General features: G+C 49.7%; 10 protein-coding genes. 6 read left to right on the top strand and 4 right to left on the bottom strand.

The genetic code is table 11. The features are described from left to right. Nucleotides 1-542: 542 nt before the first annotated feature. The 3 genes from ACEW9I_RS15830 to ACEW9I_RS15840 form a co-directional block, all read right to left on the bottom strand. The gene (locus ACEW9I_RS15830) at nt 543-2,708 is read right to left on the bottom strand and encodes a catalase (RefSeq protein ID WP_373541296.1); all 2,166 of its coding nucleotides are present in this window, start codon (nt 2,706-2,708) and stop codon (nt 543-545) included. Between the two features lie 568 nt (nt 2,709-3,276). Continuing rightward, entirely contained in the window at nt 3,277-3,486 is a 210-nt protein-coding gene (locus ACEW9I_RS15835; RefSeq protein ID WP_373541297.1) for a hypothetical protein, read from the bottom strand. 470 nt (nt 3,487-3,956) lie between these two features. Further along, nucleotides 3,957-4,739 (bottom strand): tryptophan-rich sensory protein, encoded by a 783-nt coding sequence (locus ACEW9I_RS15840; RefSeq protein WP_373541298.1) that lies wholly within the window; start codon nt 4,737-4,739, stop codon nt 3,957-3,959. 348 nt (nt 4,740-5,087) lie between these two features. Here ACEW9I_RS15840 and ACEW9I_RS15845 point away from each other — a divergent pair, with 348 nt between their 5' ends. From ACEW9I_RS15845 to ACEW9I_RS15855, 3 genes are all read left to right on the top strand, one after another. Next, a complete protein-coding gene (locus tag ACEW9I_RS15845; RefSeq protein ID WP_373541299.1) occupies nt 5,088-6,485 on the top strand; it encodes an efflux RND transporter periplasmic adaptor subunit in 1,398 nt (465 codons plus the stop codon). A gap of 241 nt (nt 6,486-6,726) precedes the next feature. Continuing rightward, the gene (locus ACEW9I_RS15850) at nt 6,727-10,005 is read left to right on the top strand and encodes an efflux RND transporter permease subunit (RefSeq protein ID WP_373541300.1); all 3,279 of its coding nucleotides are present in this window, start codon (nt 6,727-6,729) and stop codon (nt 10,003-10,005) included. Between the two features lie 151 nt (nt 10,006-10,156). Next, the gene (locus tag ACEW9I_RS15855) at nt 10,157-10,759 is read left to right on the top strand and encodes a DUF3177 family protein (RefSeq protein ID WP_373541301.1); all 603 of its coding nucleotides are present in this window, start codon (nt 10,157-10,159) and stop codon (nt 10,757-10,759) included. Between the two features lie 212 nt (nt 10,760-10,971). Here the strand turns inward: ACEW9I_RS15855 and ACEW9I_RS15860 are convergent, their stop codons facing one another. Further along, nucleotides 10,972-12,021: a hypothetical protein gene (locus ACEW9I_RS15860; RefSeq protein ID WP_373541302.1), complete on the bottom strand. Its 1,050-nt coding sequence runs from the start codon at nt 12,019-12,021 to the stop codon at nt 10,972-10,974. A 115-nt stretch (nt 12,022-12,136) separates the two neighbouring features. Here ACEW9I_RS15860 and ACEW9I_RS15865 point away from each other — a divergent pair, with 115 nt between their 5' ends. From ACEW9I_RS15865 to ACEW9I_RS15875, 3 genes are all read left to right on the top strand, one after another. Next, nucleotides 12,137-12,844: a Crp/Fnr family transcriptional regulator gene (locus tag ACEW9I_RS15865; protein ID WP_373541303.1), complete on the top strand. Its 708-nt coding sequence runs from the start codon at nt 12,137-12,139 to the stop codon at nt 12,842-12,844. 93 nt (nt 12,845-12,937) lie between these two features. Next, nucleotides 12,938-13,120 carry an NAD(P)H dehydrogenase subunit NdhS gene (locus ACEW9I_RS15870; RefSeq protein ID WP_373541304.1) on the top strand — a complete coding sequence of 61 codons (183 nt, stop codon included), beginning with the start codon at nt 12,938-12,940 and terminating at the stop codon, nt 13,118-13,120. A 12-nt stretch (nt 13,121-13,132) separates the two neighbouring features. Then, nucleotides 13,133-13,753 (top strand): shikimate kinase, encoded by a 621-nt coding sequence (locus ACEW9I_RS15875; protein ID WP_373541305.1) that lies wholly within the window; start codon nt 13,133-13,135, stop codon nt 13,751-13,753. Nucleotides 13,754-14,239 lie beyond the last annotated feature (486 nt).

Genomic DNA, 14,239 nt, shown 5'->3' on the forward strand with positions numbered 1-14,239 from the left:
ATGACCGCTAATTATCAACAAGCAGAGCTTATTGATAATAATTTATGAAACACTTAGTTTTTGAGGATTGGTAGTGATTGGCTCAAACACAGTCAGGTAATTGATTTGATGATGAGGCTAGCCTCATCGAACTCAGGTCAAAAAGCAGAGGCGATCGCTTACTGTAATAGCGATCGCCTCTGCTTTTTGTAAATTCCAAAATCTCACATCGATCGCTAGATCCCCGACTTCTCGAAGAAGCGGCGTCTGCGTTGGCGATAGCCTGCCGTAGGCACAGGCAGAGGCTTTGCCAACGCGCTCGCCTTTGTTTCCCGACGGTTTGCGGATGCGCTAAGCCTGGAGGAAACCTCCAGGCTTAGCGCACCAAGCAGTGACCCAAATCGCGCTGTAGGCGAGCGGAGCGAGACGTGTCGCTAGACGGTTTCCTCAGCGCGATTTGGGTCAAGACAGCGGCGTTTTGATTCGGGGGGAACCCCCGAATCAAAAAACGACAAGACAGTCGGGGATCTGTCCTCACTAGCCAGAAGACAAGGATGATGGAATTAGGAAGCTGCTACCTGTTCTTTTTCCATCAGCATCTTTTGGGCTGCTGCTTTCACCGATGCCGTACCAGGCACAGGGCGCGTCCAGAAACGGTGTTCCTTAATCGCATCGATAAATGTTTTGGCAAAGGTTGCCATGTCCGAGGTATCGCGGCTGGCAACTACACCTAACTGAGCACTCATCTTGCCATTGACTTGACTGGAGTCGATCCCTTTGAGGTCGGATTGCATCAATAGATCGACACCTTCACCAGTTGCTGCCATCGGCTTGAAGTGCTTGAAGGCTTCATGAATGAAGCTCAAGGGGTCACCGTGGGCGGTGAGAGCCTCAACGCTCTGGGCACCACCTGGTACATAGATCGCATCATATAGTACGGATGCAGTAGTCAAGAAGGTCTTGTCTACTTCGAGCTTACCACCATCGCTATTGACGATCGATCCGCCATAGAGGGAGACTAGCTCCGAGCTGATGTGCATCGCGCTCAGGGATTGCTTGAGCATGGCGATCTGAGCGGCATCGACACCATCGGCTGCTAGAATTGCCACTTTGCGACCTTTGGCGGTCTTGGTGGTGTGTTCTTGGCTCAGTGCGGGGGACTTTTGCCCGTGGTTGGGGGTCGCTGGCTCGGTGGGTGCGGGCATTCCTAGACCTTTGGCAACACGTTTGGCAAGTTCGCCATCGACTTGATTAAAGCGTTGGAGCATCCGCTCTTTGACTTCTTTTTGAGGCACTTTACCCAGTTCAAAGTGAGCGGCTTCGACGAGGCGATCTTGTTCGCCAGTGGAGAGGCTATTCCAGAACAAGGTGGCTTGGCTGAAATGGTCGGCAAAACTGGGGCTACGTTCGCGGACTTTGTGCCCTTCGACGCGTTCGGGATAGGTAACAAAACCGCCATCCTCTGGAGCTACTGGCGCGGGAAGATTGCCGCCGAGGGAGTTGGGTGAGTAGTTGACGGAGCTGGTTTTGATGTCCATCTGCATCCGTCCGTCTTGGTTATTATTGCTAAAGGGGCAGACGGGACGGTTGATCGGTAGATGCACAAAGTTGGGGCTACCCAAACGGTGGAGCTGGGTATCGTGGTAGGACATCAACCGCCCTTGCAGGAGTGGATCGTCACTGAAGTCAATCCCTGGCACCACATTTGAGGGCTGGTAAGCCACTTGCTCGGTTTCAGCAAAGAAGTTGTCAGGATTGCGGTTGAGTACCATTTTACCGATCGGGCGGACGGGTACCAGTTCTTCTGGAATCAGTTTGGTAGAGTCCAAGATATCGAAGTCGAATTTCATTTCGTCTTCTCCTTCAACGATCTGTACGCCCAGCTCATACTCTGGATAGTTGCCCATTTCGATCGAGTCCCACAGCGTCCGCCGATGGAAGTCAGGATCTTTGCCTGCTATCTTTTGACCTTCATCAAAGACATTAGAATGAACACCCGCTAGCGGTTTCCAGTGGTATTTGACAAACCGCGATTTGCCATCAGCATTGACCCACCGGAAGGTGTGGATGCCAAAACCCTGCATCGTGCTAAAGTTGCGGGGGAGTGTCCGATCGGAGAGTACCCACATAATCATGTGCATCGATTCGGGTACTAGCGAAATAAAGTCCCAGAAATTGGGATGCGCGGTGGAAGCCTGGGGCATCTCACTATTAGGTTCAGGCTTGACGGCGTGGATGATATCGGGAAACTTAATCGCATCCTGGATGAAAAACACCGGAATGTTGTTGCCTACGATGTCATAGTTGCCCTCCTCAGTGTAAAACTTCACTGAAAAGCCCCGCACATCGCGGACGCTATCTGCCGATCCGCGCGAACCACCCACCGTCGAAAACCGGACGAATACAGGCGTTTTGGTCGCTGGATCGCCTAAGAATTTTGCCTTGGTAAATTCAGACATCGCTTCGTATGGCTGAAAATACCCGTGTGCGCCCGCGCCGCGCGCGTGGACTACCCGTTCGGGGATACGTTCGCGATCGAATGCCGATAGCTTTTGTTGAAAGTGAAAATCTTCCAGCAATGTCGGGCCACGCCCGCCTGCTTTGAGTGAATCATCTGTATTGCTAAGTGGCTGACCTTCATCGGTAGTTAGTCGTTCGCCAGGTGCTGTCCGATAGTTTTCCAAGCTCTGGTTTTTGCTTTGCTCGTCAACCGAATTCTGTTCGCTCATGGTAGTCCTGTGGGGTGCTATTTCCAGCTTAGTAGTTGCGTGTAGCCTATATGGTTTAACTTAGTAGCAAGCGGTCAAGATCCTAGTAAAAGTTGTCTTAATGCGCTATTTCAATCTAATCAAGAAACTCACATTTAAGTTCTCTCTTATGGCAGATGACGATCGCTGTGATGCTCACAACTTAGGCACACATAGATATTATTAAAAAATATTAAAATTCAGTATAAATTTGCGAAAAGAAGGGAGATGTCTCAGGACATCTCCCTTAGCTCGATCGCTAACTCGACCCTTGTGGATCGCTGCGATGGTCTCATGCTCTTGGATAGTGAACTTAGCAAGATTAAATGAGTTTTAGCTCATTTTTTAAGTTACCTACTCCCTTTCCAGTGCAAAATTAGACATCTAATGTAAAGGTGAATGGTGGATGGTGAATCAATACTGTCTATTTCTTGGCTAGGAAGGGAGTAGCTCTCGATTGGGTGAGGACTTGGGGGTCTAATGAAGCTATTTTGAGCAGCGATCGAGACTAGTTGATATCGCTCTAGAAATGATGGATCGACCAATGAAGCTAGGGACGAGTAGTCGGACTCGCTGCGGGGCTGGTTGTAGGCGCAGTAGCAGGGCTAGTGGTAGGGCTAGTGGTAGGACTCATACCTGGACTACTAGTACCCGTCCCGGTGCCTGTCCCGCCAGTGCCTGTGCCGCCTTGGGGCGTACAGGCACTGCTGAGAATTGCCAATCCAACCAATGGAATCAATAAGGCTCCAATCTTTTTCATAACTCCTCGCTTTAGTTTAAATAAAGGGTAATGCGATCGCACACATTAACAAAGTACTATTGGACATCTCATACTAATTAGTATTTTTTGCCGCAGACCGAGTTAACTAGAATTCGCGATCGACTCATGAGATCTAACTGGATCTGACAGTGGATACTATCTAACTGACCCCGATCGATAGCACATTCAATCTCAGTTGCAGTTACATTCACACTTACCTACATTAGATATCAATTAGTAGTTTTCCCTCTGTCGATCGAACGATATCCCAAATCAGCAAATTTTTGGTCAGCTAAGAGTGGGTGTGACTACCACCGCTAGATTGATGTAGGGTGTTAGGCTCAAGCCATAACGCACTAGTATTTTTGTTCTTATGCGAAATTTCTCCACAAGATCTATCTTTAGATAGATATCCACCGATCGTGCGAGGGTGTTCTGTCAACACCCAGCGATAAGGATTTCGATCGAGCCTAGTGGACTTGGATGGCTGATTTGGATTTGCTTGAAAAACTAAATAAAATCAACGCGATTGCTAGTACTACACCAGCTACCGCGATTGGCGGCGTCTGGATCTGACGAATCGCGATCGCGATTAATGTCCACACGGTGACTAATAGATATGCCAGATCGTGACGCTGGGTGAAGACAGTAGTAGCAATCCCCGCACTAATTATCATCATGATGACAGTCCATCCAGTCGGGGCGATGCCCCAACCGTTCCAGCCACGAATGTAAAGGGTGCTGGCAATATTGACAATCGTCGCCACACTAATCCAACTCAGATAAGTGCTAATCGGGATCTGGATAAACCACCGCTCTAGTTGCGAAACGCGCTCCCGACCGATTTCCAAGCGGTGGTACAACCAAATTAATGGTACCAAGATGCCCAGCATCGCCACCACCGATAAAATAAATAACCGCGCCAGAAACAGATAGATCCACGCGCATTGAGCCACACACGCCAGTGCTAGCAGATAACCGCCATGTCGTAAGCGCGGATTTTGTTGCTGACTGGGTTGGAGTTGATAGATCCCATAACCCACCAAGCCGCTATAGATCAGCCCCCAAATCGAAAAAGCATAGTTGGCGGGAGTGACTTGGACTGGTGCGAGGAGGGTATTGGAGAGGGTACCAACATTGAGACCATTTGGTGGAAAGATATTGGAGACAGTATTGACAATAATACTCCCAACAATGGCACCGAAAGTCGCTACCTGTCGTCGGAGATCTGAGGAACTGTGACTGAATGTCATGGTTGATATTTATATTTCAGTTGTGAATACGGTAATTTTGACTAGAGTTTTTGATTGATAAAAATAGCTTTTAGTTAATTAGATAATTACATAATCTACTGAAAATCAGCTCTGTCCTTTGATGGAATATTTGGAAAGATCGTTAATACAGTAGTTGTTACTCTGCCCTACACCTTGGCGCGGAAACAGCCGGAGCGTATTTAGTCTGTGACGATCGATACCCCCTGGCGAGTTCCAAAATCCTTCGATCGATAGATCCAGCTAATTGTTAATAATTGTTATGCTGACGTGCAACAATAGTCATATCGTTTGACCGTTATCGACCCGCTCTGATGCCAATACATTCTTATGCTTGCTGACATCCCTCCCCCAATGATTTTACGGTCTAAGTCATCACGAATCGATCGACCTAATCTAGCGCAGATGCTACGGTGGGGGACGGGAGCGATCTTCGCGATCGCCCTTTCTAGCTGTTCTGCGCCCAAGGATGGTGCTGGTGCTCAAACGACTAGACCTGTGGCAGGAGGTCGAAATCAAGTGGCGGCTGTAGATGTGGCGATCGCGACCGTCGCACCTTTGCAATCAGCGAGAGAATATACAGGCACGACTCAACCATTACAGGAGGTGGCGATTCGCGCTCAGGCAGAAGGTCAACTTCAGAAATTAAATGTGGATGTGGGCGATCGCGTCCAGCAAGGTCAAATCTTGGCAGAAATCGATGATGCAGTACTAAGTGCGACCACCGCCGAAGCCGCAGCTGAACTGGCATCGCGGCGCACCGAAATCAGTCAACTTCAAACCCAGGTAAGCGATGCCAGCATTCAGGTAGAACAGGCACGGCTGCAACTCCAGCAAGCCCAGTCCGATGCTGCTCGTTACAGTAGCTTAGCCACAGCCGGAGCTGTTTCCCAGCAACAAGCCGAACAATTTCGCACCCAAGCCAAAACAGCAGCCCAAGTATTGCAATCGGCTCAACAAAAGGTGCGCGTCCAGCAACAGGCGATCGTCGTTGCCAAAGGTCGGATTGGAGCGCAACAGGCAGTACTCGCCCAGCAGCAAGCACGGCGAGCATACGCAGTACTCACGTCACCTTTGTCTGGGGTAGTATTGACGCGATCGACTGAAGTAGGCAACGTTGTCCAGGTTGGTAACGAATTGCTCCGGTTGGGCGACTTCAGTCAAGCCAAGGTCAATGTGCAAGTTTCCGAACTGGATCTGGCACAGGTGCGATTGGGTGGATCTGCAAACGTGCGGTTGGATGCTTTCCCCAATCAGCAATTTGTCGGCAAGGTAACACGGGTTTCACCTGCTGCCAATCCCACTTCGCGGCTAGTACCCGTCGAAATGACGATTCCCAATTCGACTGGCAGGATTGGCAGTGGATTACTAGCGCGGGTGAGCCTCACGCAGCCGACACTCGATCGCGTCGTCATCCCCCTGTCGGCTCTGCAAGACGAGCCGTCAGCTAGCCGCGCTGATGGCAAAGCCAATGCCAAACCTACGTCAAGTAGTACAAACTCTAATCCGATCGTACCACCAGCTCGTACTAACGGGACTTTATTTGTCGTCGTCCGCCAAGGCGATCGATCGAAAGTTACCGCTCGATCGGTTGCTTTGGGTCAACAACTCGATGGTAAAGTCCAAATCATCTCCGGTCTCAATCCTGGCGAACGCTATGTCTCCCGCGCTGGTAGACCGCTCAAAGATGGGGAAGCGGTGCGATTGAGTATTTTGTCAGCTAAGTGAGGCTTGTCGAGTCTATTTGAGTTGTTGCATAGTCCTTGACCCCACCCCAGCCCTCCCCGAAGATGCGAGGAGGGAGCAAGAAAAGCTCTCCCCTTATAAAGGGATGGCATAAAAGCCCCCTTATAAAAGGGGGCTGGGGGGGTAACACCATCTCCGCCAAAGTCAGTCATCTACCGTAGGCTCTTTTTCCATAGGAAGCCGGAACATCGAAAGATCTATTTCCCTACCCCTCAAGTAATCGATGCAAAACCCTCCTACCTCCGGCTTTAGCCTTAGCACCCTCTCGATCCGTCAGTATATCGGTACTCTGATGCTGACGTTGACCGTCATCATCGTCGGCGTATTTTTTATCACCCAGCTACCCGTCGATCTCCTCCCCTCGATCACCTATCCCCGCATTGGCGTCCGCCTTGAAGCCCCAGGCATCTCCCCCGAAGTCGCGATCGATGAAATTACCCGCCCCCTGGAAGAAGCCCTCTCTACTACCGATGGTGTCGTCCAAATCTACTCCCAAACCCGCGAAGGACAAGTCAACCTCGACCTCTACTTCAACCCAGGGAGTAATATCGACCAGGCCCTCAATGATACTACCGCTGCCTTCAACCGCAACCGTAACCAATTACCCGACTCGATCGAAGAACCCCGCTTATTTAAAATCGATCCTTCCCAGCTCCCTGTCTATGAAATGGCTCTGACTGCCCCTTCACTCAAGGATGTAGACTTACGGATCTTTGCTGATGAAGAACTCTCCCGCGAACTGGGGATTGTCGATGGTGTCGCCGCAGCCGATGTCTCTGGCGGCGTCCAAGAAGAAGTCCGCGTCGATATCGACCTCAATCGCCTCCAATCCCTAGGCATCAGTTTACCGACTGTCTTGGAGCAACTTACCCAGCGCAATCAAGATGTCTCTGGCGGACGTATTCGCGGCGACAGTTCCGAACCCCTCACCCGCGCAGTCGGACGCTTTCAGAATGCCAGCGAGATTCGCGATCTGGCTTTTGCCAGTGGTGGACAAGCGATCGCCAGTACCGCTACTCAGACGAACTCCACTTCCAATACCGCCGCTACAACCACCCAACCAACCCCAGCGCAGCAAGTCTATTTGCGGGATTTTGCCCAAGTCACCGATGGTACTGAAGAAGAGCGGGTACTAGTCAGTCTCAACCGGAATAAGGCCGTCAAAATCAGTGTCCAGAAACAGCCCGATGCCAATACTGTATCGGTAGTAGAGGCGGTCAAACTGCGGATTGAGGAGTTAAAACGATCGGGTACAATTCCGGCAGATATGACGATTACGCCAACGTTAGATGAATCGGTGTTCATCCGCAACTCTTTGGCAGATGTGATTACATCAGGACTATCTGGTGCGCTGCTGGCGGCGATTTCGGTATTTATCTTTCTGGGTTCCCTCCGACAGACATTTATCATCACCCTGACGATTCCGCTATGTACATTAGCCGCCGCCATCGTGATGAAATTGAGCGGGTTCTCACTGAATATTTTTAGTTTGGGGGGATTGGCAATCAGTGTCGGACAAGCGATCGATACTTCGGTCGTAATTCTCGAAAATGTCAGTAAACGGATCGAGACACTCAAACTCGATCGCAGTCAGAATGGTGATAATCGCGGCAACTATGCCACTCAAGCGATCGCGGCTGTCGAAACTAGTAGTCAGGAAGTAGAATCCTCCCTAGTTGCCTCTACGGCTGCCAACTTAGTTTCGGTACTACCTTTCATCCTCGTGGGTGGTTTCATTTCCTTACTATTCAACGAGCTAATTCTGACGATCTGCTTTGCGGTGGCAGCATCGCTAATTGTCGCCCTGACTGTCGTGCCAATGCTCTCAGCGCGGTTATTCGCGATCGAGCGATCGAGTGGCTTAAATCGGCTGTGGATACTACGGGCATTCAACCAGCGACTCGAAGGGGGGACGCGATCTTATGGCAATATCTTAGCCAAAGTCATCCGGTATCCAGCGATTATCGTCATCGCAGCGTTTGTCCTCTTGGGCGGTAGCGGCGTGCTGATGGCGGGGCAGATTCCCCAAGAAATTCTCCCCCGCATTAGTACCGGACAGGCAAATATCTCTGTCCAATTTCCACCAGGCATCTCACTAGCTACCAATCGCCGTGTGATGGCAGCGGTTGACGATGTGCTGCTCAAACAACCAGAGACTCAATATGTCTTTACCACCGCTGGCGGTTCGTTGTTTGGTAATACAGTATCCTCCAACCCCTCCCGCAGTACTGGTAGTGTCACCCTCAAGTCAGGTAGCGACGTCCAGGAATTTACCGAGCGCACCACCAGAGAACTAAATCGGCTCAACTTAGCCGGAATTCGGGTGCGGGTGACCGCTGGATCGGTACGCGGTTTGATCTTAAACAATTCACCAGTGCGGGGGGCGGAAGTCGATGTCGTCCTCCAGGGGCAAGATGCCGACGTGCTCAGACAAGCAGGGCGGCAAGTATTGGCTGCACTGGACGATCGCGTCAAATTATCCGCTTTCCGTCCTGATGCTGACGATCGCCAGCCGGAAATCCAAATTCGCCCCAATTGGGAGCGTGCTAATGCCCTGGGTCTCACCACTCAAACGATCGGCAGCACGATCCAGACCGCGATCGAAGGTTCTGTACCTACTCAGCTACAACGGAACGAGCGACTAGTAGATGTCCGCGTCCAGCTCAACCAATCCTTACTCAAGCAACCCTCTCAGCTAGCACAACTTCCGCTATTTGTCAATAATAATTCCCTAGTGCGATTGAGTGATGTTGCTACGATTTCCGAAGGACAGGCTCCAGGTGAGATTCAACGCATCAACCAACGCCCCGTGTTTATCATCGCAGGCAATCTCAATAAAGGAGCGAGCCTGGGTGCCGCCCTCACTGAAGTCCAGCAAATTGTCTCCGAGCTGGATCTACCCGACGGAGTGACGCTATTACCCAGCTATGCCGCCCAAACCAATCAAGAACTCCAAAGCGCATTGGTATCGCTCGGCGGTTTAGCAGCCTTTTTGGTATTTGTGGTGATGGCAGTCCAGTACAACTCGATTATCGATCCGCTGGTAATTATTTTGACCGTCCCCTTAGCACTCGTCGGGGGACTGTTGGGCTTATATATCACCCAAACCGCGATCGGCATTACCGTCGTAGTCGGTGCGGTCTTGCTCGTCGGGATTGTCGTCAACAACGCGATCATCATGGTAGAGACAGCCAACCAAATCAGGGCAGAAGAAGGACTCGATCGACCGACAGCCATCCTCACAGCCGCGCCCCAACGTCTACGCCCGATCCTGATGACTACTGTCACGACCGTCTTAGGCTTGTTCCCCCTCGCCCTAGGGATCGGCGAAGGGTCAGAGTTCTTGCAACCATTGGGGATTGTCGTTTTCTCTGGCTTGACTCTAGCGACCCTGCTGACACTATTTATCATCCCTTGCTTCTACGTGCTACTCCACGACATCTTCAAGCGCGGTCTGGGTATCGGCAAATTAGTCGATCGCACCCGCAGATCTAAAGCCTAAAATCCCAAAGCAAAACCCTACAGTCCAAGCCCTAAAGCCTAAAGCTTAAAGCCTAACTAAAGCGACACAGTTTATGTCAAGATTGGGAAATAAAATCTGTTGAATCGACCCCGATCTTCTAGAGCAAACTCCTTATATTTAGATCTAGCTAATGTCCAATCAAGCTCAATTATGGTTTCAACCGTTAATCTGGATGGATTTTCGATTGGCAGTAATATTTACAGTGCTGCTACCGCTAATTCTTATCTTGTGGGCATTCGTCCAAAAAACAGCAGCGATCCAGAGTTTACTGATTATCTATTGGCGCGTGTCTAGCTTGCTAGCGATTACCGTTTATTTACAGATCGGTGGATTGCCAATTAGTTTCATCACATCCTTGGTCGGACAATCATTGATTCCACTGTCATTATGGTTTTGGGCAGATCTCAATGAAGAAATTACCGATCTACCTGCTAGTCCACTCAAGCTCGGATTCTTATCTTGGCGATGGGCGACGACACTCTACTCTACACTCAGCGCGATCGCTTTGCTCCCATTTCTGTCATGTGCTTTTGGGAGTGCCACAGCAGACTCTTGTCAGGCTTGGTTTCAACCATCTTGGCTCTATTACCAATTTTTTCACGCCAATTCCAAGCCGGAATTTCTCAGCTTTCTCGGCATCTTGGGTTTAATTTTTTATACCTTATCTTTAGGCTACTTTTTAGTTGTTCGGCTCGGCAAGCAAGGTCGCTCGGCAATGGCTGGGGATGAATAGGTTTTAGGCTTTGGGCTTTAGGCTTTAGGTTTTAAAATTGTAGGGTGCGCACTGTCTTGTTTCGCTCAATCTGGAGGAAACCTCCGTGATGCGCGAACCGCTGTCTTGACTAAAACACATGCGGAGGTTCCCTCCGCATGTGTTTTAGTCGCTGCCCACCAGCTAGATCTCAGACGTTTTCAACCATCCAAACGTTCACCGAAGATCGACAGCTAAAGCTCGATCGCCGCACTCACACCGAGATGATGTTCCAACAATACCTGTAGATACCGACGGACGATCGCGGTTAACCCACATCTAGCAATTGCTAGATGTGGGTTGTGACTGTGGACATCGCCAAAAATCCGACAGTAACGATAAAATTCTAGCCAGCTTTGAGCTAGCTCGATCGTTAATTTCTGCCAATTTGGCGATTCAGTAGAACTGAGGCGTCTGTTCGAGACGCTTCGCATTGGCGGAGCCTTACCCTCGGCATCACGCCACCGAATTGAGATCCCAATTTTGCTCAGTCCGCAAGGGTCAACGAGTGGTAAATGATGACTGGAGAGTGCATCTAAAACTGCCATCAAGGCGTGGATCGATCGCTGTTCGGCTGGGTGGTCAAAAATGCTCGTCCACTCGGCAATGCCACTATTTACCTGGTAGATACCTCGCTCGGAATCGCTCGATCTCTGAAGTGGGATCGTTTGCCAGTTGGCGGCTACTTGGATGATTTGCTCGGTAGCTGCCAATGTCAGCACCGAACAGCAGCGGGCATGAGCGTAGATGGCAATTGCCAAGCGTGGTGGCACAGCATCGCTCGTCGAGCATCGCTCCCCAACCAGCTCCACAGTGAGTGGTAAATTCTGAAGATACTCCAACCACAACGCGATCGATCTCGGTGCGATCTGAAAGTAAATATAGCCAGCGTCGTTGTACCAACAACTTAGTTCCAGGCGAGAATTGACGTCGATTTTGGGCGATAAAGTCGGCGATTGCAGCTTTTGACAGATTTTTAGTGGTGTTAATGATGATTTTGCTGCCAATCGATGCGCGATCGGGCTGACATACTGGTATTGTGATGTAGGATCGAGCTTCAGCGACTTCCCCAACTGCCACCGATCGATCGCATCTGGCGATAGCTGGGCATCAACATCGTCACAATTTTGGGACAGATGCCCGCTGGCTACCTGAGCCATCAACTGCCAATAGTCAGCAATCGCGCCAGCAATTGTTGGTGCCAATGGTAGTAAAATCGAGTCAAAAACTGGAAAAATGCTCACACCCAAGCCCCGATTTAAAACAAGTATATAGACTCCAGACTAAAATAAAAACGATTAACTACATCAAAATACATGTAGAATCATTGAAAATCATGTGTCGTTCTGCTGGTTTGTTATGCAATCATCTTCTACCCCACCCAAAAATAATACACGTTCTTTCTCAACTTGGCACCGACTGCTAGATTGGGCACAAGAACATTATCGTTACCGCACATTTGCCAAAGACGCCCAGATCCCCACGCGATCGGGTCTACTATACTTGGTTCAGCGGGGGACGATCCGCCTCAATGGCACGGCGGAAACCTCACCACCAGCATATCCACACCAAAATACGACCCCAGTCGAGTTCCAACTTCAAAGCGGCGATGAAACTTTCCTCGGTTTTGTTGGCGCGGGACAACCATTTGAAATTGTCGATCGATCTCCCTTCACGCTCCAAGCTTTCGCCCATACAGACAACACTTCAATTTTCTGGATGTACTGGCACGATCTCGAAAACTTCCCCAGTTTTCGCCGCGAGATTTTGGACTCCTTCCGCTACCAGCACCAACGGAAATTATTATGGCTCAACACCCTCGGACAACGCCATACGATCGAACGCTTACTCGGCTATCTCACCCTCCTGATTGAAGAATTTGGCGAACCTTGCCAGGAAGGGTATTTTTTGCCGTTCCCACTCACTCACGCCCAAATTGCTAGTGCCATCGGGACTACTCGCGTGACAGTGACGCGACTGATGAAAGAATTGCGCGAAGAACGCAAAGCAATCCAAACCAAAGACGACAATCTCATCTGCCTCCTCACCCCATCTCAAACCGAGTGAAAATCCATCTTTGCGATAGTAGTGGCGATCGGTGCAGATCTCTTTACGCTAAACTAAAGACTAATTATCTGTCAGCACAACTGCTATCGCCCCATGATTTTGCCAGGTTCGACTATTCGCGTCAAAAACAGTAACGATATTTACTACAATTTCAAGGGCTTCGTCCAACGAGTCACCGACGGCAAAGCCGCAGTCATCTTCGAGGGTGGTAACTGGGACAAAATAGTTACCTTTCGCCTGAGCGAATTGGAATTGGTAGATCTGACTCAGAAGTAATTTAGGTTTGAGGTGGAAGTAACGGAAATACGCTCGATCCCCTTCCCCCAGTGCCCCCATCCCCCCGTCCGTCAGAGTTTTATGTTTGATTTGCAAGGACTAAATATCTATCTCATCGGTATGATGGGTTGTGGAAAAAGTACCATCGGGCCACTAATTGCCGCACAATTGGGATATAGTTTTCTCGATACCGATCTTACTATCGAAAAATTAGTCTCTCAAAATATCGCCGAAGTCTTCCAAACTGTCGGTGAGCCAGAATTTCGCAAAATTGAAACTCAAGTCCTCGCTGAAGTCTCCGCGCACATCCGTCTCGTCGTCGCTACAGGTGGTGGCATCCCGATCGATCGCGAAAACTGGAACCACCTACATCAAGGTCTAGTCATCTGGCTAGACCCCTCAATAGACATCTTAGTCGAACGTCTTCAGGATGACACCACACGTCCGCTCCTAGCTGCCGCCGCAGATCTTCAGACCAAATTAGCTCAAATTCTCACAACACGTCGCCACAGGTATGCTGAAGCCGATCTGCACATTCCGATCGAGCGTCACTTCACGCCAGCAGAAATAGTCGATCGGATCTTAGCCGCTATTCCCACAGTCTTAAAAACACCAACAACTATTCCAGATTAAAGATTATTTCGGCTATTGCTATATTTTGATAACTAACGTGAGTTCAGGTTAAAGATATTTGCTACGTTCCAGTCACGCCAACGATTGAAATCGTCACTGAGGTTGCAAAGTCCACCTTCGTGGACTAAGAATTTGTCCCAACATAACTACGTAGTGCTATACAAAGTCCGCCTATGCGGATTAGCTAATCAGTCCGCGTAGGCGGACTTCGCAACATGAGCAGAGACTTCAGTCTCTAGGCTCTTCTTAACCCGAATTCACGTTAACTACTAAAAAGCCCACACTAAATCTTGAGATTTAGTGCGGGCTGGTTTAACTAGGGCTTGCTGAACAAATTCAGAGACCAGTCACTGCAAGGGTTTTGAGCCTTTTTTTAGCGATCGAGTGCAAGGTTATGACATCTAAAGGCTCAAAACCCTTGCACCCTTTGTGGGAAATCAGTGGATAATTTTAGAAATCGATCGAGAACCCCAAGATTTGCAAGCT

It is taken from the genome of Chamaesiphon sp. (assembly GCF_041738855.1).
GTDB lineage: Bacteria > Cyanobacteriota > Cyanobacteriia > Cyanobacteriales > Chamaesiphonaceae > Chamaesiphon.